The organism is Nocardioides sp. P4_G10, assembly GCF_056401175.1.
In genome coordinates this window covers 86,328-111,527 of sequence record NZ_JBFUJV010000005.1, presented here as the reverse complement: position 1 = coordinate 111,527, position 25,200 = coordinate 86,328, and the positions used below count along the sequence as shown (strand labels likewise).

At 69.1% G+C, this 25,200-nt stretch carries 24 protein-coding genes; 12 read left to right on the top strand and 12 right to left on the bottom strand.

Annotated features, from left to right (window positions below; all coding sequences use genetic code 11):
• Positions 1 to 33: 33 nt before the first annotated feature.
• Positions 34 to 303, bottom strand: coding sequence for a hypothetical protein (locus AC1DP1_RS08810; RefSeq protein WP_477506548.1), 270 nt, complete (start codon positions 301 to 303; stop codon positions 34 to 36).
• 47 nt (positions 304 to 350) lie between these two features.
• Positions 351 to 1,559 (bottom strand): IS110 family RNA-guided transposase, encoded by a 1,209-nt coding sequence (locus AC1DP1_RS08805; protein ID WP_477506547.1) that lies wholly within the window; start codon positions 1,557 to 1,559, stop codon positions 351 to 353.
• Positions 1,560 to 1,854: 295 nt separating this feature from the next.
• On the opposite strand from AC1DP1_RS08805, the gene AC1DP1_RS08800 reads away from it, so the two are divergent.
• Positions 1,855 to 2,178, top strand: coding sequence for a hypothetical protein (locus AC1DP1_RS08800; protein ID WP_477506546.1), 324 nt, complete (start codon positions 1,855 to 1,857; stop codon positions 2,176 to 2,178).
• A 55-nt stretch (positions 2,179 to 2,233) separates the two neighbouring features.
• On the opposite strand, the gene AC1DP1_RS08795 is transcribed toward AC1DP1_RS08800, so the two are convergent.
• From AC1DP1_RS08795 to AC1DP1_RS08780, 4 genes are all read right to left on the bottom strand, one after another.
• Positions 2,234 to 3,013, bottom strand: coding sequence for a hypothetical protein (locus AC1DP1_RS08795; RefSeq protein WP_477506545.1), 780 nt, complete (start codon positions 3,011 to 3,013; stop codon positions 2,234 to 2,236).
• A 379-nt stretch (positions 3,014 to 3,392) separates the two neighbouring features.
• Positions 3,393 to 4,649 carry a DUF1254 domain-containing protein gene (locus tag AC1DP1_RS08790; RefSeq protein ID WP_477506544.1) on the bottom strand — a complete coding sequence of 419 codons (1,257 nt, stop codon included), beginning with the start codon at positions 4,647 to 4,649 and terminating at the stop codon, positions 3,393 to 3,395.
• A gap of 268 nt (positions 4,650 to 4,917) precedes the next feature.
• On the bottom strand, positions 4,918 to 5,589 hold the full coding sequence (locus tag AC1DP1_RS08785) for a GAP family protein (protein ID WP_457188324.1): 672 nt from the start codon (positions 5,587 to 5,589) through the stop codon (positions 4,918 to 4,920).
• A gap of 431 nt (positions 5,590 to 6,020) precedes the next feature.
• Positions 6,021 to 6,410 carry a helix-turn-helix domain-containing protein gene (locus tag AC1DP1_RS08780; protein ID WP_477506543.1) on the bottom strand — a complete coding sequence of 130 codons (390 nt, stop codon included), beginning with the start codon at positions 6,408 to 6,410 and terminating at the stop codon, positions 6,021 to 6,023.
• A gap of 230 nt (positions 6,411 to 6,640) precedes the next feature.
• Between AC1DP1_RS08780 and AC1DP1_RS08775 the strand changes: the two genes are divergently transcribed.
• Positions 6,641 to 8,149, top strand: a complete 1,509-nt coding sequence (locus AC1DP1_RS08775; RefSeq protein ID WP_477506542.1) for a SulP family inorganic anion transporter — start codon at positions 6,641 to 6,643, stop codon at positions 8,147 to 8,149.
• A 308-nt stretch (positions 8,150 to 8,457) separates the two neighbouring features.
• On the opposite strand, the gene AC1DP1_RS08770 is transcribed toward AC1DP1_RS08775, so the two are convergent.
• Positions 8,458 to 11,361, bottom strand: coding sequence for an ATP-binding protein (locus AC1DP1_RS08770; protein ID WP_477506541.1), 2,904 nt, complete (start codon positions 11,359 to 11,361; stop codon positions 8,458 to 8,460).
• Positions 11,362 to 11,585: 224 nt separating this feature from the next.
• Positions 11,586 to 12,653: a LysR family transcriptional regulator gene (locus tag AC1DP1_RS08765; protein WP_477506540.1), complete on the bottom strand. Its 1,068-nt coding sequence runs from the start codon at positions 12,651 to 12,653 to the stop codon at positions 11,586 to 11,588.
• A gap of 205 nt (positions 12,654 to 12,858) precedes the next feature.
• Here AC1DP1_RS08765 and AC1DP1_RS08760 point away from each other — a divergent pair, with 205 nt between their 5' ends.
• From AC1DP1_RS08760 to AC1DP1_RS08745, 4 genes are all read left to right on the top strand, one after another.
• Positions 12,859 to 13,659, top strand: a complete 801-nt coding sequence (locus AC1DP1_RS08760; protein WP_477506539.1) for an alpha/beta hydrolase — start codon at positions 12,859 to 12,861, stop codon at positions 13,657 to 13,659.
• Between the two features lie 4 nt (positions 13,660 to 13,663).
• The gene (locus AC1DP1_RS08755; protein WP_457188328.1) at positions 13,664 to 14,452 is read left to right on the top strand and encodes an SDR family NAD(P)-dependent oxidoreductase; all 789 of its coding nucleotides are present in this window, start codon (positions 13,664 to 13,666) and stop codon (positions 14,450 to 14,452) included.
• Between the two features lie 258 nt (positions 14,453 to 14,710).
• Positions 14,711 to 15,307, top strand: a complete 597-nt coding sequence (locus AC1DP1_RS08750; RefSeq protein ID WP_477506538.1) for a carboxymuconolactone decarboxylase family protein — start codon at positions 14,711 to 14,713, stop codon at positions 15,305 to 15,307.
• Between the two features lie 2 nt (positions 15,308 to 15,309).
• Positions 15,310 to 16,191 carry an RNA polymerase sigma-70 factor gene (locus AC1DP1_RS08745; protein WP_477506537.1) on the top strand — a complete coding sequence of 294 codons (882 nt, stop codon included), beginning with the start codon at positions 15,310 to 15,312 and terminating at the stop codon, positions 16,189 to 16,191.
• 59 nt (positions 16,192 to 16,250) lie between these two features.
• Here the strand turns inward: AC1DP1_RS08745 and AC1DP1_RS08740 are convergent, their stop codons facing one another.
• Positions 16,251 to 16,691, bottom strand: coding sequence for a VOC family protein (locus AC1DP1_RS08740; protein WP_477506536.1), 441 nt, complete (start codon positions 16,689 to 16,691; stop codon positions 16,251 to 16,253).
• Positions 16,692 to 16,805: 114 nt separating this feature from the next.
• Here AC1DP1_RS08740 and AC1DP1_RS08735 point away from each other — a divergent pair, with 114 nt between their 5' ends.
• On the top strand, positions 16,806 to 17,855 hold the full coding sequence (locus AC1DP1_RS08735; protein ID WP_477506535.1) for an aldose epimerase family protein: 1,050 nt from the start codon (positions 16,806 to 16,808) through the stop codon (positions 17,853 to 17,855).
• A gap of 71 nt (positions 17,856 to 17,926) precedes the next feature.
• Positions 17,927 to 18,949, top strand: coding sequence for an NADPH:quinone reductase (locus tag AC1DP1_RS08730; RefSeq protein WP_477506534.1), 1,023 nt, complete (start codon positions 17,927 to 17,929; stop codon positions 18,947 to 18,949).
• Here the strand turns inward: AC1DP1_RS08730 and AC1DP1_RS08725 are convergent.
• The gene (locus tag AC1DP1_RS08725) at positions 18,936 to 20,099 is read right to left on the bottom strand and encodes an MFS transporter (RefSeq protein WP_477506533.1); all 1,164 of its coding nucleotides are present in this window, start codon (positions 20,097 to 20,099) and stop codon (positions 18,936 to 18,938) included. The genes AC1DP1_RS08730 and AC1DP1_RS08725 overlap by 14 nt on opposite strands.
• A gap of 38 nt (positions 20,100 to 20,137) precedes the next feature.
• Here AC1DP1_RS08725 and AC1DP1_RS08720 point away from each other — a divergent pair, with 38 nt between their 5' ends.
• The 3 genes from AC1DP1_RS08720 (at position 20,138) to AC1DP1_RS08710 (ending at position 23,283) form a co-directional block, all read left to right on the top strand.
• Positions 20,138 to 20,707, top strand: a complete 570-nt coding sequence (locus tag AC1DP1_RS08720; RefSeq protein WP_477506532.1) for a TetR/AcrR family transcriptional regulator — start codon at positions 20,138 to 20,140, stop codon at positions 20,705 to 20,707.
• Positions 20,708 to 20,935: 228 nt separating this feature from the next.
• Positions 20,936 to 23,098, top strand: a complete 2,163-nt coding sequence (locus AC1DP1_RS08715; RefSeq protein ID WP_477506531.1) for a carbon starvation CstA family protein — start codon at positions 20,936 to 20,938, stop codon at positions 23,096 to 23,098.
• A complete protein-coding gene (locus tag AC1DP1_RS08710; protein WP_477506530.1) occupies positions 23,095 to 23,283 on the top strand; it encodes a CstA-like transporter-associated (seleno)protein in 189 nt (62 codons plus the stop codon). Before AC1DP1_RS08715 ends, AC1DP1_RS08710 begins: the two co-directional genes overlap by 4 nt.
• Positions 23,284 to 23,292: 9 nt before the next feature.
• On the opposite strand, the gene ppk2 is transcribed toward AC1DP1_RS08710, so the two are convergent.
• Entirely contained in the window at positions 23,293 to 24,132 is an 840-nt protein-coding gene (gene ppk2, locus AC1DP1_RS08705; RefSeq protein WP_477506529.1) for a polyphosphate kinase 2, read from the bottom strand.
• A gap of 21 nt (positions 24,133 to 24,153) precedes the next feature.
• Positions 24,154 to 24,597, bottom strand: coding sequence for an SRPBCC family protein (locus tag AC1DP1_RS08700; RefSeq protein ID WP_457188343.1), 444 nt, complete (start codon positions 24,595 to 24,597; stop codon positions 24,154 to 24,156).
• Between the two features lie 99 nt (positions 24,598 to 24,696).
• Between AC1DP1_RS08700 and AC1DP1_RS08695 the strand changes: the two genes are divergently transcribed.
• Positions 24,697 to 25,194: a nucleoside deaminase gene (locus AC1DP1_RS08695; RefSeq protein ID WP_477506528.1), complete on the top strand. Its 498-nt coding sequence runs from the start codon at positions 24,697 to 24,699 to the stop codon at positions 25,192 to 25,194.
• The last annotated feature ends 6 nt before the right edge of the window (positions 25,195 to 25,200 follow it).

Here is a 25,200-nt window from a genome sequence, read left to right as displayed (position 1 = left end):
TCTGCCGATGCGCGGACACTCAACCGACTGAGGTCAGTCGTGTATCGGCAAGAAGAAGGCCCACGCCAGGTTGGACATCTCGCCCGCCGCGAATCGCACGACTCTGTCGGGCGCGTGGATCACCCACACGTCAACGTCATGGCGCCGAGCGGGGTACTCCGGATGCGCAACCACGATGCGCTCTGGCTCGGAACGCTCCCACTCGTGCTCCCACGGATTCACGCCGCCGAGGTCGAACTCCTCGCCGTCCCAACACATGCCGACTGCGCGCCATCCAGGCGTAGGAAGACGGGTGTCGGCCACGGCCTGAACGCTAGACCAGGACTGTCCGGATCTGGCACCCCTCTGTGTCAAGGAGCGCTTGGAGTGAGGGTCTTCCGACCGAGAGATGGTCGGCGTAGCGTCCGATCTGCGGGTCCGGGAAGTGGCTGATCCGAAGTGTCGATGTGCGGGTGTGAGTCGGCCGCGCTGGATTGAAGTGTCGCCCCGCAGTGCCCTCCCGGACTCGCCTCATCCGGCTGCGGGCTGCGCCCGGCGTCGGCGACGAGCTGGCGGTAGACGACGTCGGACAGGCGTCGCTTCAGACACCGCAGGGCCTCCATCGGTGTCTTGCCCGCGGCGAGCTTGCGTCGGTAGTAGGCACGGCCTTCGGTGTCGTGACGGATCTGCACGATCGCCGCGACGTGCAGCAGGTGGTTCATCCGCCGGTTCCCTGCCCGCGACAGGCGATGCCGGGTCTGCTCACCGGACGAGGCGTCCAGTGGTGCGGTCCCGGTCCAGGACGCGAACCGGTTCCGGTCGACGAACCGGGCCACGTCGCCGACGTCGGCCAGGACACGGGCCGCGCCGGCTGGTCCGACGCCATAGATGTCCATCAGGTGCGAGCCGCGGGCGAGGACCGCGGCCTTCAGCTCGGCCTTGATCTTCTTCAGCTTTGCGTCGACCGCGACCAGGTCGGCGATCTCCTCGGCGGCCATCCGGCGCCGGGTCTTGCCGACGATGTCGCGGGGCCTGATGGTGGCCAGCATGGCTTTGGCCTGGGTGGCGGACAGGTCGCGTTTGCGCTGGCCAGGCAGCAGTTCGCTGAGCAGGCGCTGCAGCCGGTTGACCGTCTGGACCCGCTGGTGGGCGAGCTCGTCGCGGCGGTCGGTGAGCATCCGCAGCGCCTCGAGTCCACCGTCCTCGACCACCACCCGCAACCCTTCGGTGCGGACCGCGACGACGGCGATGGAGTGGGCGTCCAGGGCGTCGGTCTTGCGGTTGTGACCGGTGTCGAAGAGCCGCACCCGCGCTGCGAGCTTGGCCGGAACATCGACGACCCGTTCGCCTGCCGCGACGAGTCTTTGCGCCAACGGACGGCCGGCGCCGTTGGCGCCCTCGACCGCCCAAACGCGGTCGGGCCACTGCTTCACATAACGGCGCATGGCGGCATAGCCGGCGTTGGTGGTGTCGAACCGACCGCCACCGAGTAGCTGTTCGTGGGTGTCGACGACCTCGATGGTCGCCGACATCTTGTGGGGATCGACCCCGATGATCACGCCCTTCTTCGTGTTGCTCATCTGCTCACCTCGTCTTGTGGCCGGTGCCAATGGACGACGAGGTGGGCATTGCTACTACGAGCTGGGCAGACCCCTCTGGAGCCACTCCTCGTCACGGTGGTCGACGGGTCGCAGTCCAGATGTGAGCCACACCCGAAACCGGGTGGGCAGCCGCAATGAGAGCGTCCCGCCGATCACCTGGATCGCAGTCTGGCCAGACCCCGATCCTGCGGGAAGTCTCCTAGTAGCCGCGAACCGAGCATCCGCTCTTGCCGATGTGCGCGCGACTGACGTGGCCGGGTGAGAAGGTGGAGCCGTGTCGACGAGCAACGAGGAACAGCCCGCGACGATCCAGCCCGTCAAGGGCGAGCGACCGGACCACCCGATGCTGCTCCGCGTGGTGGGGATGCTCTCCCTCGTCGTGTGCGGGCTCGCGGTGTACTTCGCTGCAGTCGCCGAGTATCTCGATGAGTCGGCTGTGGCTGCCGCCGACCATGCGCTTGTTCGAGCGTTGAGGGTCGTCGCAGGCGCATGTGCCATCTCCGGGTTCTGGGTCGGCATGTTCGTTCTCACCCGGCGGGACGAGGCGATCATGCAAGCGAAGCAGCCGCCGCGAGTTCACCAGGACCGGACCGCCTGAACGCCGCGCTCATGCCGATGTCGCATCCCCCCGACTCTCGTGGCGAGCCGTAGCCTCAGTCGTTCTGCGGCCAGCCACTCGGATACGAGCCGTTGATCCTGTCGCCGTTCGCATACAGCGAGATGTCTCCGTCAACCTGCAGAGCCTCGATCTCAGAGTCCGCCACGAGCTCGTGGATCAGCGCAGGCGTGCCGCCCACGATCGTGGAGTCGTAGTCGATCTCCGAGTGGACCAGCCAGGACCTGTCAAGAGGCCACCAGATCGTGGGTGAGTGGATGATGCCCATCTCGCGAGTCATCCTGCGCCAGTCGTCGGAGAGTCCGGCGGTCTCGAACTCGGACGACAGATCGACCACGTCCTTCAACGCGCCCGAGAAGAGCCAGTACTCGCGACCGGGCAGCCGAAAGCCGGGCTTGGCGCGCCATCGTTCGGGAGAGTTCCCAAAACCGACCCACAGGGCGGACCAGCACACCTCGGGGGTGGCGGTGTGCGCGTTCAGGTGATCGATGACGAGCGGCAGGGTGATCCGATCGAGTGTCCCGAACCGCGGTCCCGGGATCCGTTCTCCATCCGGTTGATAGGCCTCACGGGCCAGGTCGGTGAACTGCGCAGCGGGGTGGAACACGGTGCCGCGGTCTTCGGCCATCGCGGCCCACGAGCTCGGCCGATCGCTGTGGGGAAGGCCCTGATCGGGGCGATGGAAGATCCGTGCGTACGCGGGGAAGGTGTCCGTGACCAGGTCGATGACCCGGCCATGGAAGTCGGGGATGGCCGACACCAGCCAGTCGGCCGCGGCCATGTCGTCGAGCGGTTCGGTGGTCGTCTCTTCCCCCATGGCCGGAGGCTACTGCCGCAGGTGTGCCGGGAGCCCGGATCTGCCGCATCCCGTGGATCCCCTGAGGCCGAGGTGCTGCCGCACGGGCGGTACTTGAACAGCGGTACGGGTTCACGGAGGTGCAGTCATCGGCTGTGATGGACATGCAGTTCCGGCGGATGACTTCCAAGGACCGTGAGAACCTCGAGAAACGCCGTACAGAAGTCATAGCCGAGGTTGCCGCTCTAGAGGCGGAAGTCGACGGCACCTGACCAACCTGTCTCAGTGAGAGTCCGCGCCCGCTCATCGGCAGATCCGGTCGAGCTGATCGCGGCAGACCCGTGCGTGTGGCAGAAGCGAGGGCCGCTACCTGCGCAGGGCTTTGCGTTGCTTTGGGACATCAGGCTCGGGTGATGGCGGGAAACTCGTAGCTCTGGTCAAGTATCGCCGCGTCGGGTTCGTACATGCGCATGACGGGGCGGAAATCGCCTGCTGGGCTGGGGAGCCAGTTGGCCGCTTCCTTGGTCCCCCCGGGGCGTTCGTGGCTGATCGTGATGGTCAGGGCGCCGTCGTCGTCGAGGATGACTCCGGGTGTGCGGTCGCCGATCGAGTAGCGGTTGATCGGGTTGTCGACGAGGTAGAAGTCGGGAACGGAGTACATCGTGAGAGACCAGAAGGCCCTGACCGGTGGGGTCGGGTTCAAGCGCAGGGTGTAGGTGTTGGCGCCGTTCAGCTGCTCGCCGTGGTCGTCGAGGTAGGTCATGATGTACGCCGCCTCGTAGGGATGGTTGCCCCAGAGGCCACCGATCGCGGCGGCGGCTCGCTCGACGATGCGGAGCTTCGGATCGGAGATCTTGAACGTGTCGTCGTCGAGCGCTCCGACCTCGAAGAAGTCCAGGTTGTAGTCGAAGGCGTGGAAGGTGAGCTTCCAGCCGTTCACCTCCGGGCTGTGACCCGAGACGAGTGCCTGGTGGAGCGTCGCCTTCGCATCCTCGAGCGCAGCGGCGAGAGATGCCACTTCTTCGTCCGAGATCGTGAGGTACGGCGAGGCGCCGGCTTGCGTCGTACCGATCGGGGCGAGGCTTTCCTGGAGCGGCCTGTCGCGGTCGGCGGGCGGGAACTGCTGCGACCACACGCGCAGCGTCTCCAGGAACATCAGCTCGTCCGGCACGCCGGGATCCGGTGCCGCGAGGCCAACCGCCACCGCGGCGGCATCGACAGGGCTGAGGGTTGTCGCGTCCTGGAGTGCGTGCACGGCCGGCAGGTCCTCGTCGCTGGCGACCGACCAGCGTCCGACGATCGAGGCAACCGTGGTGGGGAACTGGATCAGGGTCTGCGCCTCGGGGGTGGGGCCGTCCCAGTCGGGTGGGACCAGGAGGAAGTCGCCTTCCCTCGTGCCGGTGGCGCGGTGGCCGACGTAAGCGAAGTTGTTCGTCCAGGCGTCGACGAACTGCAGCACGTAGTACCGGCCACCGGTGTCCGGCACGTGCAGCGCCACTGGCCCGACGCTGAGGTCGAGCTGAGCCATCGAGTAGACCGTGTCGTTGTTGATCGTCACGAACGTGTCTTGTGGCCCGGCCAGCTTCCGGGCGTGGCTGAAGCTGTTGAACGGCGCTGCCGGGTTCGCCCCCACCCCTTCGGTGACGTAGCGCGTCACCTGATCGAGGTTGAACACCAGCGGAAAGCCGTACAAGTACGTCTGCGTGGTGATCTCCGCGGAGTCGTCGGACGTCTGCATGAGCGCGTTCCTCTCGAGCCGAGGCGATGGTCGACAAGACCAGTAGTGGACCGGACATCATGGTTGTGGTCAGGTACGCGAGCAGCCTCTGCGAGCAGATGGTTGCTCACTTCACCCGGTTGAGGTGACCTGACGGCACGTCGCGCATCTCGCCAAGGTCCGCCCGCCCAACGGGCAGATGGGGACGTCAGTAGCTGCCGATGCCCTTGCCGACGAGGACGACGCCGATGACGAGCAGCAGCACGGCCATGACGGTGGAGTTGTTGTGCACCAACCACGTGCGCAGGCTGGCGAGCGGGGCGGCCATCTTGTCCGTGGCGACCAGGTAGGCGATGACGGGGACAGCGACGGTGCACGCCGCGACGACGGTGTAGACCGCGATGGTGACGACGTAGCCGTTGGTCGTCATGTCGGCGGACCCGATCGCGATACCAGCGGCGGCTCCCATGAGCAGGTTCTTGGGATTCAGTCCGGACAGCAGGAAGCCCAGGACCAGGGCCCGTCCGGCGGTCATGGTGTCGATGGCCTGCATCCAGTGCGGCAGGGGAGGCTCGGCGTCGCCGGCGGGCCGCGATCGCCACTGCTTGATCGCGAGGACCAGCAGGAGCGCGCCCAGGACGATCTCGATCGTGCCGGCGACCGGCTTGGACGAGCTGTCGTCCGCCTCGGGGAGGACGGATGCGAGGAAGGTGAAGGCGACGACAGCGACCAGGATCCCGAGCACCCACCCGAGCAGGAATCCCAGACTGGTGCCTCTCGCCTTGGGGGAGAGCAGCATCAGGATGGCCGCGATGATCGGGATCGGGCTGATCGCGACGCCGAGGGCCAGGGGGAGGGTCTCACCGATGACGTCGTTCATGGGTCCTCCTCACGGTCGTCCCGGGAACGTGCGATCGCTCATGGGACAAGGCTTGTCCACTCCCGACGCTCTCGGATCATCCGTGTCGGGTGACGTGACGGGACGCGCCCTTCCCGCCGCCGCCGAACCTCGATCGCTCCACCGCTCAGGCCCTCGTGGACTGGTTGGACTCCATGGCCGAGTGGTTGTCGGCTGAACACTCGACTGCTGCCTCGCATGGCTACGAGGTCTCCGGTCCGGGCCTGCAGAACTTGGACCTGTACAGGAACGCTGCGTTGCTCTTCCGTGAGGCATACGACCTGAACTGAGCACCGTCCGTGGTCGCAGGAGTCGCTAGTGCGCAGATCTCGCCAGATCCGGACCTTTACCGACAGGGGCGGAGTGACGCACTCGTCGCGGCCGATCTGAGAGGGCTTGCCGACTCTGAGGCGCTAGCCGAGGCGGGCGTTGACCAGTTCGATGAATTCGTCCGCCATGGCGAGCTGGGCCACCAGCTTCTCGCGCCGTCGTGAGGCGTCTTGCTGGGTTGCGGCGAGCCGCAGGCGAGCTGCGGAGGTTTCGTCGTCGGTGAGGTTCGGGTGGGCGAGGGTCTCGACGTCGCTCATGACGGCCTTCATCTCGTCCACGCTGAATCCGAGGGGCTTCATGCGGCGGATGACGAGGATCTTGGCGACGTCGGCCTCGGTGTAGAGACGGAACCCGCCGCCGCTGCGCCCGGAAGGCTTGAGGAGCCCGACTTCCTCCCAGTGCCGCAAGCTTCGCAGGGACAGGTCGGTGCGGGCGGCGACCTCGCCGATGTGCAGGACGGGCTCGTCGCCCACGTTCTCCTCCTTGATGACGATTCCAACCCTACCCTCACGTAAGGGTAGAGTTCATCGCAGACTTCCACTGGCACCGACGCCAGTACAGACACCCCAGGACGCCCCGCCGGTGCGCTCGACTCGGGGTGTGCGCACCCTCTCGTCCAACACGTGTCGGGCGGGGACTGCGGTTCTCACGCAGCCGCCCCGCCCCGGCCCAGCGTGTCACGCCCGAACGGAGCATCCCCGTCTTGTCTGCCCCCACTGCCACGGCACCGGCCTTGCAGCCGACCGTACGCGGCGCGCTGCGGTCCCCGAAGATGCTGCGCACCGAGGTCCTTGCCGGACTCGTTGTCGCGCTCGCCCTCGTCCCCGAGGCCATCTCGTTCTCCATCATCGCCGGAGTCGACCCCCGAGTCGGGCTGTTCGCGTCCTTCACCATGGCCGTTTCCATCGCCTTCCTGGGCGGACGTCCTGCGATGATCTCCGCCGCGACAGGCGCCATCGCGCTGGTGATCGCGCCCGTCATGCGTGATCACGGGTACGACTACCTGATCGCCACGGTCCTGCTGGGCGGGCTGCTGCAGGTCGTCCTCGGTCTGGTGGGTGTCGCGCGGCTCATGCGGTTCATCCCTCGGCAGGTCATGGTCGGCTTCGTCAACGCCCTGGCGATCCTGATCTTCCTCGCGCAGCTCCCGCACCTGGTCGACGTGCCGTGGCTCGTCTACCCGATGGTCGCCGTGGGCATCGCCGTCATCGTCGCCCTGCCGAGGGTCACGAAGGTCGTGCCGTCACCCCTGGTGGCCATCGGGGCGCTCACGGCGTTCACCCTCGTCGCCGGCCTGAGCCTGCCCGACGTCGGCGACGAAGGGGAGCTGCCCGACAGCCTCCCCACCCTGTTCCTCCCCGACGTCCCGCTCACCCTCCACACGCTCGAGATCATCGCCCCCTACGCGCTCGCCATGGCTTTGGTCGGGCTGCTGGAGTCGTTGCTGACCGCCAAGTTGGTCGACGACATCACCGACACCCACTCCGACAAGACCCGCGAGGCGTGGGGCCAGGGCGCCTCGAACGTCATCACCGGCTTCTTCGGCGGCATGGGCGGCTGCGCGATGATCGGCCAGACGATGATCAACGTGAAGGCCTCCGGCGCCCGCACCCGCCTCTCGACCTTCCTCGCCGGCGTGTTCCTCCTGATCCTCGTCGTCGGGTTCGGTGACGTGGTCGCCCTCATCCCCATGGCCGCTCTCGTCGCGGTGATGATCATGGTCGCCGTCGGCACGTTCGACTGGCACTCCATCCAGCCCGCCACACTGCGACGCATGCCGAAGTCCGAGACCACCGTCATGGCCGCCACCGTCGTCGTGACCGTGCTCAGTCACAACCTGGCCATCGGCGTCGGTGTCGGCGTCCTCATCGCGATGACGCTGTTCACCCGCCGGGTCGCCCACCTCACCGAGACCAACCGCGAGCTCGTCACCAACCGCGACGGCACCACGTCCGCCGTCTACCGCGTCACTGGCGAGCTGTTCTTCGCCTCCAGCAACGACCTCTACACGCAGTTCGACTACGCCGACGATCCCGACCACGTCGTCATCGACCTCTCCTCCTCCCACATCTGGGACGCCTCCACCGTCGCGGCCCTCGACGCCATCGCCACCAAGTACCACCGCAAGGCCAAGACCGTCGAGATCATCGGCCTCAACGCTACGAGCGCCGAGCGCCACGAGCGACTCAGCGGCTCACTGCCTAGCCATTGACCGGGCAACGCCCATTGCGACGGATTCGGATGCTTGAGCTGCGGCGACAGGCGGCGAAAAGACGCACCGGGTGAACGCACTTGTCGCGCAGATCCCGGTGGGGTGACGTGACGAGCTGCGTGTCAGTGCGGTGCGTCACGAGCTGGGATCCGCGTCATGCGTGCGACTTCGGCAGGTTTCTGCGCACGGCCCCGCGACCGGTGCGAGGCACCTTTGGGCTGAGCCATCACGCGCGGTGGTGCAGGTCGTGCACCGCGTTGGACAGTTCCGGGCATGTGCCAGGTGGTGGGTCCGGGCAGTGCAGGGGGTCACCGACCGCGCGCCGCGGTCCCGATGATGGCCTGTGACAAGGGCTCGTGCCCGTGTGCGTCCTTCGCGGCGCGTCTCCGCAGGCGTGCCGCCAGTGTGCCTTGGCCGTCAGGCGACGCCAGTTGTGTTGCCCGCCAGCGGCAGTAGGCAGCGTCGTGGGGTCGGCGCAATTGGTCCCACTCCGTCGCCGCCTCGACCCAGTACCCCATGCGTTCCTCGCCGAGGAGCCGCGCCACTTCGGCCCGCCACACGAGCGCGTTTCCAGGCACGTCGGGTCCTTGCGCCGCGTCATCTAGGGGATCTGGGGTCGCAGACTGACGCGCACTGAGCAGCCTTTGGTGGCCTTCTTGCCGCTGCGCGTCGCTGGCTCGCCGCTTCATGGCGAGGTCCGCTTCGGACCGCGCGAGCGCCACCAACAGCCGCCGCGCGCCCGCGGCGTACCCGGTCTTCAGGAGCATCTCTCCCGCACGAACGAGCCGCTCGGTCGCCTCCTCGGGTCGACCGCCCCACAACAGCGCATCGGCAAGAACAAGGTCGATCTCGGCTGCGCCAGCGGAGTAGTTGCCGACCGAGACCAGGGCCACAAGGAGTTCGATTGCCGCCTCGAGCCGCCCACGGCGCATCTCCACCGCCGCGTGCGCGGCTTGGGTGTAGCGCAGCTCGAACACCGACAACCCCGGCACGCGGGGGCCAACGAGACGTTCAGCCGATGCCACGTCACCTTCGCGGAGATGGGCCTCCGCCACGTTGGCGATGGTCACGTCAACGGAGATGCCGGTCATGCCCCACCGGTCGGCCTCGCGAAGTGCTTCCCGGGCTGCAGTGACGAGTGCAGCTGCCGGCGCGCCGGTCATCAGGAGCACGTTCGTCTCGAGCGCTGCCACCCGGATCGCGGTGTCGGGGTCATCGGCCGCCGGCAACGCCGTGCGTGCTTCCGCTGCCAGTCTCAGCGCGTCGGCGTGCTCGCCCCGCTCTGCCCGCATGTCTGCGGCCACCGCCAGCATCCGCCGACGCAGTGCGGGAGTGCCCACCTGATCGGCCACCCGGGTGCCCTTGTCCACGTCGGCCATGGCGTCGTTGAACCGTCCGAGCGAGGCGTTGACCAGTGCGCTGACCTCAAGAACGTGGCCGGCCTCGGCGGTCGGCGGGTACCGGTCGTTGATGACCACCGCCTCGCGGATCAGCCGGAGGCCGGTTTCTTCATCTCCGAAGGCACATTCGAGATCACCGGCGCGGAGCAGGATTTCCGCGCGACCCTGCTCCGGCACCTCCGCGGCCATGGCTCGCTCAACGAGCTGTCTGACCGCGCCGGCATCGGCCCCACTCCCGATTGCCGACTCGATGACCCTCGTGTGAATCCGGGCCAGTGCGAATGGGTCGTCATTTCCTCCGGTGGCGGCGCGGTCCCAAAGCTCCAGGGCTCGTGACCATTCGGCGAACGCCTCACTCCTCGCGAAGCGTTGGTCCGCAGCCTCGCCGGACCGAATCCGCCAGCTGAGTTCTGTCTCGGCTACTCCGGCACCCCGCCAGTGCTCGGCGATCTCGGACGCCGGGGGGTCGGGCAGCCCGGCCAGCATGTCGGCCAGGCGCCGGTGGATCTCGGTTGCCTCTCCCGGTACGAGCTGCTGGCGGATGACGGCCGCGATCAGGGGGTGGCGCAGCCGGATGTCGGGGCCGGTGTCCCGAGCCAGCAGCTGGTAACCGATGAGCGTGCGCAGCTGGGCGGTGAGATCGCCTTCCGCGCCGACGATCGAGGCCAGTTGCTCTGGCGTCAGGGGTCGGTCGGCAACGCCCAGTGCTCGAGCGAGGCGCCAGGTGTCCTCATCGAGCGCCGAGAGCCGCTGGCCAAGGAGGTCGACAAGGGCGGCTGGCACGCTCTCGTCGCTGTTGGCGACCAGGGCGAGCTGCTCGGTGTAAAGAGGATGCCCGCCGCTGCGTCGGAAGATGCGTTCGGTCTCCTGGGTGTCGGGTTGGTGCCCTAGCACCAGCGCGAGCTGGGTCGCGGTGTCCTCGACAGACAGTGGCCCCAGCGTCACGCTGTTCGTCAGTCGAGCGAGGCGCGCGCGCCACGACTCGTGCCCGGGGGGCGTGTCCAGGTCGTCCGTGCGCCACGTCGCGACGAGGGGCACGTCGACGCTCCGGACGACGATCGTTTCGAGGAGGTCGAGCGTGGCCGAGTCGGCCCAATGCAGGTCCTCGATGAGGATTGCCAGGGGCCTCGTCTCGGTGAGGGCCATGAGGAAGGTCGGGATCGCGCTGAACAGCTGCTGCTGGGCGACGTCGAAGGTCGGCGCGGCTGAGGGCAGGATGGCGATCTCGGGTAGCAGCGGCGCTAGCGCGGACGCGACGTAACGAGGGCACGACTCAAGCGCCGTGGAGAACCACTCGGAGTCCTCGAGCAGTTGACGGAGGAGTTCGCCGATGGGGAGCAGCGGCACCGAGGCCGAGAGCGGGCGGCAGTGACCGGTGGCGATCAAGGCGTCGGCGTTGCGGGCGGCGGCTGCAACGAGAGTTGTCTTGCCGATGCCGGCTTCTCCGGTCACAAGCAGGAGACCGGTGCCGGTCTGCAGATGGTCCCGTACGGCGGCCAGCTCCGTGCGTCGGCCAGCGATCCGGGCCGCCGAAGGTGCGGGGTGGGCGACGGTGGGACTCGAAGCGGCCAGCCAAAGGTCATGGAAGGCGGTGGTGTCGCCGTGCATGGCCTCGACGAGGAGCTCCAGAGTGCCCCAAGTGGGCAGCGCCGTGCTGGAGAACGCCTTGGAGACGGTGGTGTGGGAGCAGCCGGCCGCGATGGCGAGCCGGCGGAGGCTAGGCCAGCCGGCGCGGTGGTGGAGGCCGTGCAGCGCGTTGACCAGCTGCCGGTGTGGCCCCGGCGGGATGTCCGGTCGTGGCAGCGCGCTCATCCGGTCTCCAGATCCGTCCGCGACTTTCAGGATGCTCCAGGACGCGGACTGGTGTCCATCGGTCCGCCAACAGCGCCAATCCTCTCCGCGTGTAAATCGTCGCTGCCGCATCGACAGACGCGCGCACTCATCGCTCTAGATCGGGACGTTCTCTCGAAGCTCACAGGCTGCGAAACGACGCAGCAAACAAGGTTGAACAAGTCGAGGACTCCGCCCCGGTGCACCTACTTGTGAACGGCGGGCCTCGGACTGACGCGTTTGTCGGGATCCCACGGCAGAGCCGGGTGGGCGTGCCGGGTCTGTATTCGAATCCCACTGTCGGTTTCAGGGCCGAGTGCTTCGGCGCGGACCGGCTCGTCTGTCGGCAGCCATGGGGGAGCATGACCGGAGAGGTCAAGCCAGCCACGCTCGCTCGAGACGTCCTGAGCGACCCGGAGGAACTCGACGGTCGCGTGGCTCGTGTCGTCGTCGCGCCACGCGAGCGACCAGGGGTAGTACGGCTGACGCTCTCGCGGCCGCCGAGTCGGGAGTCCGGCGGCGGCGTAGCGTTCGGCGTAGGTGAGGAACTCCAAGTGTCTGAGCGGCGGGTCCGCTCGTCGTACGTGGGCCAGGCAGTGGCTGAAGGCGCCTGGCGTGCCGAGCCACCTCATCGTGACGTCGAGGTCCTGCTCGAGCGCGGTCAGGTATTCGCCGTATGCGTTGTAGGTGCCGGAGTCAATCGGGTCACCGAAGACCGCGAGCGGGAGGTCGAGCAGCGACGCCACGTGCGCGTCGTCCTCATCGACTGCTCCGACGATGAGCATGGGCTCCATGCGTAGCAGCCGATGGCTCCATCCGTGCGGATGCCGGGCAACCATCGCGGGCGTGACCCGGAGGATCGCGACGTCCAGCCGGTTGGCCAGGAGGGCCTCCAGCTGAGCGTCGCTGACCATGGCGTGTTCGAGCAACGGCGTGTCGGGAAAGGCAAGTGCGAAGGCGTCGCACACGTCGCGGCTGGTCGCGAGCTCATGGATGTGGGCGACCCGAATACCTGGGGAGCGGGCCGGTCTTTGGAGCCGGTCTGCCATGGCGAGGAGCTGCTGCGCATCGTCGTAGAACCGCTCGCCGCGGGGCGTGAGGCTGACGTGCCGGCTGTCGCGTACGAGCAGCGGCTCCCCGACCTGGGTCTCGAGCTTCTTGATCTGCTTGGAGAGCGCGGGCTGACTGACGAACTGCTGGGCGGCTGCGCGGCCGAAGTGCAGCTCGGAGGCGACCGCGACGAAGTAGCGCACGAGGCGCAGGTCGATATCCATGCCGTCACCCCTGCCGGTCGGAGCACCGCGGTACGCCGAGCCCGCATTCTCACGATAGCGGATTCACTCGGTGTCGGACCTCGCTCGAGGAGCGGGCTGGTTATCGGTCGGGCAGGAACAGGTATTGGACCGTCGAGGTGACGCGGGTGTTGGCTCGATCTGCGCTCGGACGCCACTGCCGAGCTCTTCGAGAGAGGTCCTCCTCATGCCAAGAACTCCGACACCCGTCGTGTTCATCCACGGTCTGTGGTTGCACGCCACCAGCTGGGGCCCGTGGATGGAGCTGTTCCGGGACAACGGCTACGAGCCGATCGCTCCTGGCTGGCCGAACGAGCCGAGAACAGTCGCGGCAGCACGCGAGCAACCCGAGCTCGTGGCAGACATCGGGATCGATGAGGCTGCGCGACACTTCACCTCGATCATCGAGCAGCTGGGTGCCGCGCCGGTGCTCGTCGGTCACTCCTTCGGTGGTCTCCTGGCCGAGAAGCTGCTCGGGGAGGGAGTCGGCGCCGCTGGGGTCGCCATAGACCCCGCCCAGATCAGGGGAGTGCTGCCGCTGCCGCTCTCGCAGCTGCGGGCCGGCCTGCCTGCGCTCGGGAATCCGGCGAATCGTCATCGTGCCGTCGCTCTGACCAAGGAGGAGTTCCGGTTCGGCTTCGGCAACGCGGTCAGTCAGGAGGAGTCCGATGAGCTGTTCGAGTCCTGGACCATTCCGTCGCCCGCGAGACCGCTGTTCCAGGCTGCCGTGGCCAACTTCTCCCTGCACTCACCGGCCGCCGTCGAGACCGGCAACCAGACTCGCGGGCCTCTTCTCCTCATTTCGGGGCTGGAGGACCACACGGTGCCGGACGTCGTCACTCGCTCGACCCTCAAGCAGTACCGCAAGTCGTCGGCGGTGACCGAGCTCAAGCAGTTCGAAGGTCGCGGGCACTCACTCACGATCGACCATGGCTGGCGAGACGTGGCCGATGCGGTCCTGATCTGGCTCAAGGAACAAGGTCTCTGACGTCATGGACTTGGGCCTGAACGGGTCGATCGCCGTGGTCACCGGCGCGAGCAGAGGCATCGGACTCGCGATCGTCAAGGCGCTGGTCGCCGAGGGTGGGCATGTCGTGGCCGGGGCCCGCCAGCGGTCGGATGAGCTCGACAACCTCGTCGACGAGGGCCACGTCTCCTTCGTCGCCGTCGACCTCGCTGATCGAGACGGCCCGAACGCATTGGTCGCGGCAGCGATGGAGAGACATCAGCGGATCGACGTGCTCGTCAACAACGTCGGCGCCGCAGCACCGAGAACGCAAGGCTTCCTCTCCGTGACCGACGATCAGTGGTTCGCCTCGATCACGCTGAACCTGATGGCCGCTGTACGCACGACTCGAGCGGCGCTGGTTCCGATGCTCGACGCAGGAAAGGGAGTCATCGTCACCACCAGCTCGGTCAACGCCTTCCTGCCCGACCCGGCGGTGATCGACTACGGGGCGGCCAAGGCCGCCCTGTCCAACTTCTGCAAGGCGATCTCGAAGGAGTTCGGTTCGCGCGGGATCCGGATCAACACCATCAGCCCGGGACCCGTCGCCACCGATCTGTGGCTCGGCGCATCGGGGGTTGCCGCGACTGTCGCTCGGGCCACTGGCTCGGACCCCGCGGCCGTCGCCGCCGGCGCGGCGGCCGCGAGCGTGACCGGCAGGTTCACGCAGCCAGCCGAGATAGGCCGCCTGGTGGCGTTCCTCGCGAGTGACGCCGCTGCCAACATCACGGGCGCAGACCTCACGATCGACGGCGGCCTCGTCACGACCCTCTGACCGAGATCACCCAGTAGCAACTTCCATGTCCCACCGACTCACATCACCAGCGACGCGGCTCCAGCCGCTCACCTGGCTGCGACCTGTCCTCGCAGTCATCCTCCCTGTGTCGCCGCCACGGGGAGGGTGCGCTGGCCTTGTGTTCGCGCTGCCCGCGGTCGCGATCACGCATTGGTTCCGCCCTGATCCGACAGCCGGTGTCACACATCCGGGCCGACCGGCGTCTTGATGTCCTACCCACCCCATGAGGAGGACGAGATGTCTGGAACGACCCGCATCCCCGCTGCCGAGATCACCGGCCCCAAGGGCCGGCTCATCAAGCGCTTCGCGCGCAGGACGCTGGGCACGGTGCCCGCGTCGATCGGCGTCTACTGGCACCACCAGCAGGTGCTGATGGACATGGCGTCCGTCGGCAGGAAGGTCCAGAAGTGGGACCGGTGCGACGAGCAGCTCAAGTCGTTCGCGCACATGGTCGTGGCCTCGCGCGTCGGCTGCAGCTGGTGCCTCGACTTCAACTACTTCGAGGCCCACAACAAGGACCTCGACATGGACAAGGCCCGCGAGGTTCCGCGCTGGCGCGAGTCGGAGGTGTTCTCCCCGCTCGAGCAGGCAGTCCTCGAGTACGCCGAGGCGATGACCGAGACCCAGCCGACCGTGACCGACGAGCTCGTCGAGTCGCTGGTGTCGCAGCTCGGCGAGGCCGGGGTGCTCGAGCTGACCGCGGTGGTCGCGTTCGCCAACTTCACCACCCGCGCCAACGTCGCGCTCGGCATCGAGTCCGACGGCTTCGCCGATGCGTGCGGCCTGAAGCCGTTGGCCCAGCCGACCACACCGCCGGTCGCCGTAGGCTCGTGACCGTGACCGAGGACCCGTTCGTCGCGCACCGCGGACTGCTCTTCACCGTCGCCTACGAGATGCTCGGCTCGGCCGCCGAGGCGGAGGACGTCGTCCAGGAGACGTGGATCCGCTGGGACGCGATCGGCGCGGAGGCGCGCGAAGAGGTGCGCGACCCCCGCGCGTTCCTGGTCCGGATGATCACCCGCAAGGCCCTCGACCAGCTCCGCGCCAACGCCCGGCGGCGCGAGCAGTACGTCGGCGAGTGGCTGCCCGAGCCGCTGCTGACGGCCCCGGACGTGGCCGAGGACGTCGAGCTGGCGGAGAGCGTCTCGTTCGCGATGCTCACTGTGCTCGAGACGCTGACGCCGGTCGAGCGAGCCGTGTTCGTGCTGCGTGAGGTCTTCGACCTGCCGTACGCCGAGATCGCGGAGGCCGTCGGCAAGTCCCAGGCCGCGGTGCGCCAGATCGGTCACCGCGCCCGCGAGCACGTCGCATCCCGCCGGCCGCGCGTGGAGGTCCACCGCAGCGAGCAGCAGCAGGTCGTCGAACGGTTCCTCGCCGCGGTTGCCCAGGGTGATCTACAGGGCCTCCTCGACGCCCTGGCCCCTGACGTTGTGCTCGTCGCCGACGGCGGAGGCATCGCCCAGGCGACGCTCAAGCCTGTCGTCGGGGCGAAGAAGGTCGCCAACCTGCTCCGCACGTTCGAGAAGTTCGGCGCCGGCGCCCGCATCGTCCCCGTCACCCTCAACGGCTCACCCGGCGCCAAGATCGTCGACGTCGCCGACGGCTACGACACCGCTATCAGCCTCGTCGTCGAGAACGGCCGCATCTCCCAGATCTACGCGATCCGCAACCCGGCCAAGCTCAGCGGCATCGACACCGAGGCGATGCTCAGCCGGTGATCCGAGGACGGCTCGAGGGCGCTGATGGTCGCGGGCGGGCGGGCGGGTGACGGCGCAGGTCAGCTGACGCAGAACTCGTTGCCCTCCGGGTCGCGCATGACGACGTAGTAGAACTCGTCACCTGGCTCATCGCCCTTCGTTCGCCGATCCACGCTTGCGCCGAGGCTCACGAGCGCGGCGACGCGAGCGTCGACGATCTCGACTCGACTCGCCATGGTCAACGTGTCGTCGCGGCCGGTGGGATACACGTCGAGGTGCAGCCGGTTCTTCCCAGCCTTCGACTCGGGGACCTTCTGGAACCAGATGGGCGGTCCGCCTCCCGCTGGATCGAAGATCCGGTCGTCGAAAGCTGCAGCGTTCCCCAGCCGTCGACGGTAGTGCGCGTGCCACGTAGTGGGGGGATCGATCGGCGGAACGCGTTGATAGCCCAGCACCGCTGCCCAGAACCGAGCTAGTCGAGGCGGGTCGTTCGCATCGATCGCCAACTGCCAGAAGGTCACGAACGCACGATAGATCGGCGTCTCGCGATGCCAGACAGGTCACGTTCCGACTGGGCGCCGACACACGGGGGGCAGCGCGAGGTCGCCCGCGCCGCCATGCCGGAGGATGTTCCCGTGAGCCAGAACCCCACGCAGGACCAGCTCTTCGGTCAGATGCCCGACGGACGCGACGTACGCCGCCTGACGATCGGCGCCGAGCCCGGGCCCGTGGTCGAGGTCCTCACCCTCGGCGCGGCCGTCCACCGGCTGGTGGTGGCCTGCGGCGATGGCGAGCGGCGCAACATCGTGCTCGGACATCCGGACGTCGCGGAGCGGCTCGCGAGCGGGGACTACATCGGCGGAGTCATCGGGCGCTACGCCAACCGCATTGCCGGCGGCCGCTTCACGCTCGACGGTCGGGACGTCGAGGTGCGCACCCACGACCGGGGCAACAGCCTGCACGGCGGGCCCGAGGGGTTCGACGTACGACTGTGGGACGTCGAGTCGCACGACGCCGATGAGCTGGTGCTGTCGCTGGTGAGCCCGGACGGGGACCAGGGGTTCCCGGGCACTGTGAGCGCCAGGGTCCGCTACCAGGTGGAGGGCCAGACCGTCCGGGTCACCCTGGAGGCGACCACCGACGCCGCCACCGTGGTCAACCTGACCAATCACGCCTACTTCAACCTCGACGGTGAGGGCGCCGGGACGATCGACGGCCACGAGCTGCTCGTCGAGGCCGACGACGTCACCCCGATCGACGGGACCGGCATCCCGACCGGCGGCCACAGCCCGGTCGCCGGCACCCCCTTCGACTTCCGGAGCGCAACCAAGGTCGGTCCGGCGCTCCGCACCGAGCACCCGCAGGTGGTCGACGCCCGCGGCATCGACCACAACTTCGTCGTGCGCGGCAGCGGGCTGCGTCGCGCTGCGACCCTGATGTCACCCAGGACGCGCACCTCCGTCGAGCTGTGGACCGACCAGCTGGGCCTGCAGGTCTACACCGGCAACTTCCTCGACGGCACCCGCCGCTCGACCAGCGCGGGCCGCTACCGCCAGGGCGACGGCGTCGCGCTCGAGCCGCAGCTCTTCCCAGACTCGCCCAACCGACCCGAGTGGCCGTCGGCGACGCTGCGGCAGGGGGAGACGTACGCCGCCCACCTCGAGTGGCGCTTCGGCACGACCTGACCCCGGGCGGCATAGTCGGCGGGGTGCGTGCGTTGAGGCACACCACACGTCCCCGACGAAGGAGAAGCGCGATGCGTGCCGTGGTCTACACCGAGACAGGCGACAGCTCGGTCCTCGAGGTGGTCGAGMGCGAGGCGGCCGACCCCGGCCCGGGCGAGGTCAGGGTGCGGATCGTCCGCGCCGGGGTCAACCCGACCGACTGGAAGTTCCGCGCCGGCGGCATGGGCGAGCTCGCCTTCCCCGAGGTCGTGCCCGGCCAGGACGGCTCAGGTGTCGTCGACGCCGTCGGACCCGACGTCGACGGGCTCGCGGTCGGCGACCGGGTCTGGACGATGCTCGCGCAGCACCGGCGCCCCGGCGGCACCGCGCAGGAGCTCGTCGTGCTGCCCGTCGGCCACCTGACCGCGCTGCCCGAGGGGGTGTCGTACGACGTGGGCGCCTCCCTCGGCGTCCCGGCGATCACCGCCCACCGCGCCCTGACCACCTCAGAGGACGGGCCCGAACGGCTCGCCCCGGGCGCCCTGTCCGGTCGAACGGTGCTCGTCGCCGGCGGTGCCGGCGCGGTCGGCAACGCCGCCATCCAGCTCGCGCGGTGGGCCGGCGCGACCGTCATCGCCACCGTCAGCAGCGACGACAAGGCCAGGCTGGCGACCGCCGCCGGTGCGCACCACACGGTCAACTACCGCGAGGGCGACACCGCCGACGCCGTGCGCGACCTGGCGCCCGACGGCGTCGACATCGTCGTCGAGGTGGCACCCGCGCAGAACCTGAAGCTCGACCTGCGCGTCATCAAGCCGCGCGGCGCCATCGCGATCTACGCCAACAACGGCGGCGACGAGGTGAGCATCAGCGTGCGGGAGACCTTCTCGACCAACGCCCGCTTCCAGTGGGTGCTGCTCTACACGGTCGGGGAGGCGGCGCTGCGCGCGGCGGCCGACGACATCACGGCCGCCGTTGCCGACGGCGGCTACGGGGTCGGCGACGATCACGGCCTGCCGCTGCACCACTACCCGCTCGAGCGGACCGCCGCGGCTCACGCGTCCGTCGAGGACGGTGCGGTCGGCAAGGTGCTGATCGACGTCAGCGACGCCTGACCAGCGCTGCGCCAGCGAGGCAGAGGAGGGCGGCGGTCAGGCAGGCGGTGACGGCACCGGCGACGTCGAGCCACACGTCGAAGGCGACCGCACCGACCGCCTGGCCGACCGCCAGCGCGACGAAGAGGACCGACGTCCCGCGTCCCGCCGCCTCGGGCCACACCTCCCGCGCCCACAGGATCAGCACGCCCGACAGGCACATGTAGCCGGCGCCGAAGCACGCCATGGCGACGTACGCCAGCCACGCGAGGCCGAGGCCGACCGCGCCGGCCAGGGCGACGGAGGCGAAGGCCACCGCGCTGACGGACCAGGCCCAGGTGCCCGCCAGTCCGCGGCGCTCGACGAGCCGACCGGTCAGCGGGCCCAGGAGACCGCCGAGGCCCAGCGCGATCCACAGGAACCCGACGCTGCCCTCGTCGACCGGCCCGGCGCCGGTCGCGACGAGCGGGCCGTAGGACCACAGGAGCGCCGAGCCGGCGCCGACGACCGCCGCCGCGACCGCTGGCGTCGCGAGGGGACGCGAGTCGTACGACGTCCCGCTGCCCGATGCGGGCCGGTGCTCGTCGACCCCGGCGCGACCACGCACGAGCAGGAGCACCCCACTGGCGGCGAGGGCGTTCAGCGCCGCCATGGTCCACCAGGCGCCGGCGGTGGACGGGACCGCGAGGGCGAGCGCGCCGGCGACGACGACCCCGACCGCCGTCCCGGTGTTGACGAGCGACTGGGCGGTCGCGGCCGCGGGGGGCGGGGTGACGGCGTCGACGAGGCGCACCAGGGCTGGTGACGCGAGGCCGGCGCCCGTGCCGCCGACGAAGACGAGGACCACGAACCAGCCCGGTGACGCGGTCGTCGCGACCCCGACGCACCCGAGTGCGGCGCTGGTCCCCGCGGTCAGGACGGCCGCGCGGGGCCGGCGGTCCGAGACCCGGGCCGCGACTGCCGCGGCCAGGGAGTACGAGACGAACTGGGCCGCGGCCGCCCACCCGACGACCGGCGCCAGCTCGGGGCGCTCGGCGACGAGGCGCGGCGCGAAGAGGCCGACCCCGAACCGCGCCATGCCGTACGTCGACGCGATCAGCAGGGTGCCCGCCAGTGCGACGGCGACGCTCCTCGCGGGGGAGCGCTGATCGGCGCGCATCACGGTGGCCATAACGACCGTTCTACCATAACGAGCGTTATGCTTCAGGTGTGGCCAGGACCGAGACCCGTGAGCGCATCCTCGACACCGCCGAGCGGCTCTTCTTCGTCGACGGCATCGGGGTGACCGGCGTCGACCGGGTCGCGGCGGAGGCGGGCGTCGCCATCGCCACGCTCTACCAGCACGTCGGCAGCAAGGACCGGCTGCTCGCGGCGGTGCTGGAGCGCCGGCTCGCGGCCTGGACGGTCCAGTGGGAGGCATCGATCGCGGCAGCCGGCTCGCCGCGGGACCGGGTGCTCGCACTCTTCGACGCGCTCGTGGAGTTCCGCCGCTCGTCGGGCACGACCCAGTGGTGCTGCTTCCTCGCGACCGCGTCCGAGCGCCCGCGAGACGGGACGGACGACCCCGTGCTGCGCCTCGTCGAGGCGGACACCACCGCCCTGGTGGCGCGGCTGCGCGAGCTCGTCGACGACGCGGGGATCGCCGATCCGGAGGGGACGGTCGCCCGGCTCCTCGTGGTCTACAACGGAGCGCTCGCCAGCCTCCTGCGCGGCGCGCCGACCGACCCGCTGACCGAGGCGCGGGCCATCGCGGACCTGGTCCTGCCAGCGGTGGCCTGACCGCCGCACGTGCGGCGGATGTCGCCCCCGCGGGCCGGGATCGAGGGCCACAACCGCCGCACGTGCGCGGGGCGGCCCGCCAGCGTCGATGCAGGGAAGGTCTTGTGGTGGGTCCCGGAGAGGGGTAGTCATCAGGGGAGGGCTCGCGGTCCGTCGGGGCGCGCCCTGGCACGAAGGAGTCGCACCATGTCCACCCAGTCGACACACACGCCTCCATCCCCAGGCCCGATGGGCGGCCCTCGTCGCCTGGACGCGAAGTCGATCGCCATCTGGGGGACGGTCGCCGTCGTCGGCGCCGTCTGCTGGGCCGTCCTCGCGCTCTCCCGCGGGGAGGAGGTCTCGGCCCTCTGGATCCTCTTCGCGGCCCTGGCGTCCTATGCCATCGCCTACCGCTTCTACGCCCGCTTCATCGCCTACACGGTGCTGGAGGTCGACGACACCCGTGCCACCCCGGCGGAGCGATACGACAACGGGCGTGACTTCGACGTCACCCATCGTCACGTGCTGTTCGGGCACCACTTCGCCGCGATCGCCGGGGCCGGCCCGCTGGTGGGTCCGGTGCTCGCCGCCCAGATGGGCTACCTGCCCGGCACGATCTGGATCATCGTCGGCGTCATCTTCGCCGGCGCCGTGCAGGACATGGTGGTGCTCTTCTTCTCGATGCGCCGCGACGGCAAGAGCCTGGGCCAGATGGTGCGCGAGGAGATCGGCGTGGTGGGCGGGATCGCAGCCCTGATCGCGGTCTTCGCGATCATGATCATCATCCTGGCGGTGCTCGCGCTGGTCGTCGTCAACGCCTTGGCGGAGTCGCCCTGGGGCGTCTTCTCGATCGGCCTGACCATCCCCATCGCCCTGTTCATGGGCTACTACCTGCGGGTGCTGCGCCCCGGCCGGGTCTCGGAGGTCACGGCCATCGGGGTCGGGCTGCTGCTGCTCGCGATCATCGGCGGTGGCTACGTCGACCAGATGGGCATCGAGGAGGCGTTGACCCTCTCGAAGGAACAGCTGACGCTCGCGCTGGTCGTCTACGGCTTCGTCGCCTCGATCCTGCCGGTCTGGATGCTGCTCACTCCTCGTGACTATCTGTCGACGTTCATGAAGGTCGGCGTGATCGTCCTGCTGGCCGTCGGCCTGATCCTCGCCGCCCCGGTCCTGCAGCAGGAGGCGGTGACCGACTTCGCCCGCGAGGGCACCGGCCCCGTCTTCGCTGGCAAGCTGTTCCCGTTCGTCTTCATCACCATCGCGTGTGGGGCACTGTCGGGATTCCACGCCCTCATCGCCTCCGGCACCACGCCCAAGATGCTGGCCAAGGAGAGCCAGGTCCGGATGATCGGATATGGCGCCATGTTGATGGAGTCCTTCGTGGCCATCAGCGCCCTCATCGCCGCGTCCATCATCGACCCGGGCCTCTACTTCGCGATGAACAGCCCGGCCGGCGCCACCGGGGCCGACCCGGCCACCGCGGCGGAGTTCATCGCCGGCCTCGGCTTCAGCATCACCCCTGACCAGCTGACCCAGGCGGCCGCAGCGGTGGAGGAGCAGACGCTCATCTCCCGCACTGGCGGTGCACCGACGCTCGCGCTCGGCATGTCCCAGATCTTCACCGAGGCGTTCGGAGGCGGGCTCGCCGCCTTCTGGTACCACTTCGCGATCATGTTCGAGGCGCTCTTCATCCTGACCGCCGTCGACGCCGGCACACGGGTCGGTCGCTTCATGCTCCAGGACACCGTCGGCAACGTGTGGCCCAGGTACGCCGACCTCTCGTGGAAGCCGGCCTCGTGGTCGGCGAGCGCCATCGTGGTCGCCCTGTGGGGCTACATGCTGTACGTCGGCGTGACCGACCCCCTCGGCGGCATCAACCAGCTCTTCCCGCTCTTCGGCATCTCCAACCAGCTTCTCGCCGCGATCGCGTTGACGCTCTGCGTGACCTTGCTGATCAAGCACGGCAAGGCCAAGTGGGTGTGGGTCCCGGGGATCGGTCTGGCCTGGGACCTCATCGTCACCATGACGGCCAGCTATCAGAAGGTCTTCTCCGACAACCCGGCCATCGGCTACTTCACCCAGCGCGAGCGCTACGCGGACGCCCTGGACGCCGGCGAGCTGCTCGCACCCGCGACCAGCGTCGACCAGATGGAGCAGGTGGTCTTCAACTCCACCGTCAACGGCACCCTGCAGTCGATCTTCGCGCTCCTGGTGCTCGTGGTGGTCGTCAACGCGTTCGTCATCTGGTTCCGCGCGCTGCGCGCCGGCAGCCTGCCGACCACCGAGGTGCCGCGGCAGGAGTCCCACCTGGTCCAGCCCTCCGACTTCCTCGCCACGGCCGAAGAGAAGGAGGCCGTCCGGGAGTGGGAGACCACCGGGCGTGGCACCGGAGTGGGGAGGCGCCGATGACCGCGCTGCTGGAGATGGTACGCACGCTGCGCCGGCGCGTCCGTGAGCTCACCGGGGAGGCCAGGTGGGACGACTACCTTGCCGAGTGCGCGGACTTCGGCGAGCAGCCGATGTCCCGGCGCGAGTTCGAGCGTCTGCGGGACGACGAGCGTGAGCACCTGCCGGGAGACGGACGCTGCTGCTGACGTGAGCGCTCAGAACACCTGCGGCACGAAGGTCTGCTCGTGGAGCGGCGGGCGGACGTAGGGGATGTCGCGCACCTCGGGCAGCTCGACGCGCGGCGGCGCCACGTCCTCGTAGTCGAACTGCGAGAGCAGGTGGGTGATGCAGTTGAGCCTCGCCGCGCGCTTGTCGTCTGACGGGACGACGTACCAGGGCGCCTGCTTGATGTCGGTGTACTGGAACGTGGTGTCCTTCGCCATCGAGTAGCGGACGTAGAGCTCACGCTCGGCGAGGTCCATGTCGGACAGCTTCCACCGCTTGAGCGGCTCGTCGTTGCGGGCCTCGAAGCGGCGCCGCTGCTCCTCGGCGCTCACGGAGAACCAGTACTTCAGGACCACGATCCCCGAGCGCACCAGCATCCGCTCGAACTCCGGGCAGCTGCGCAGGAACTCCTGGTGCTCGTCCTCGGTGCAGAAGCCCATCACCCACTCGACGTTCGAGCGGTTGTACCAGCTGCGGTCGAGCAGGACCATCTCCCCGCCGGCAGGCAGGTGCTCGACGTAGCGCTGGAAGTACCACTGGCTGCGCTCGCGGTCGGTCGGCCTCGGCAGCGCTGCGATCCGCACCGTGCGCGGGCTGGTGCGCTCGGTGATCCGCTTGATCACGCCGCCCTTGCCGGCCGAGCCGCGGCCCTCGAAGACAACGAGGACCTTGAGCCCTTGCGACTGGATCCAGTACTGCAGCAGCACCAGCTGCTCCTGCAGCCGCTCCATCTCGGTGTCGTACGCCTTGCCCCGCAGGCGCCCCGCGGAGTTGTAGCGCTCGTCGTCCCCGGCCATCGCCCCTCCGCTCGTCGCACGGCGTGGTGACACCGAGACTACGGTGCCGGGAGGTCAGGCGGCGAGACGGTTGAGCACGGTCGTCATGTCGTCCTCGGTGTCGCTGCCGATCTTCTCGAACACGATCTTCATGACCGGGTCGGCGACCTTGGCCGCGCCCTTGAGCTCGATGACGGCCTCGTAGGTGATCCGGCTGCCCGGCCCGTCGGGGCTCGGCACGACCGTGATCGTGTCCACGGAGCGCGCGGTGTCGTTGTGGCCGACCAGCACGATCGTGTCGTCGGTCAGCTCCTGGAGCGTGTAGGTCAGCTCGGTCGTCACGCCGGCGATCTTCGAGACGTTGTGCCACGAGGAGCCCACCTGGACCGGGCCGGAGTCCTGCCGGGTGCACGACTCGGTGCCGGGGTCCCACTGCTCGGCGTTGCTGAAGTCCTTGAGGTAGTCGATGACGACTGCGGGCTGCGGGTGGACGTCGAAGGTGCGGCTGACGGTGGTCATGCCTTCGACAGTAGGCAGACCGTCGCCGAGCGCAGACCGCCCGAAGGGGTGCGCGCTGCACCCTTGTCCGCGCCGGCCCGGATCGGGTCAGATGGGCCCATGCCACGCGACCTGCCGGACCTGCCCGGGGCGGCCGACCACCTCGAGCTCTGCCTGCGCCTCGCCGAGGAGGCGCTCGGGGACGGCGACGGCGCGTTCGGCTCGGTGCTGGTCGACTCCTCGGGCGCGGTCCTGCGCGCCGGGCGCAACCGCGAGGTCTCCGGCTCGGACCCGACCGCGCATCCCGAGCTCGAGCTCGCCCAGTGGGCCGCCGCCCACGTGCCCGAGGAGGAGCGCGCCGGCTGCGTCGTCTACACCTCGGGCGAGCACTGCCCGATGTGCGCCGCCGGCCACGCCTGGGTCGGGCTCGGGCCGATCGTGTACGCCGCCTCGTCCGCGCAGCTCTCGCAGTGGCGGGCCGGGTGGGGTCTGCCCGCCTCGCCGGTCGCAGCGCTGCCGATCACCGACGTCGCCCCGGGCGTGCCCGTCCACGGACCCGTGTCGCCGTACGACGACCGCGTACGGGACCTGCACCGGCGCGGGCTCGACGGCGGCTGAGGCCGT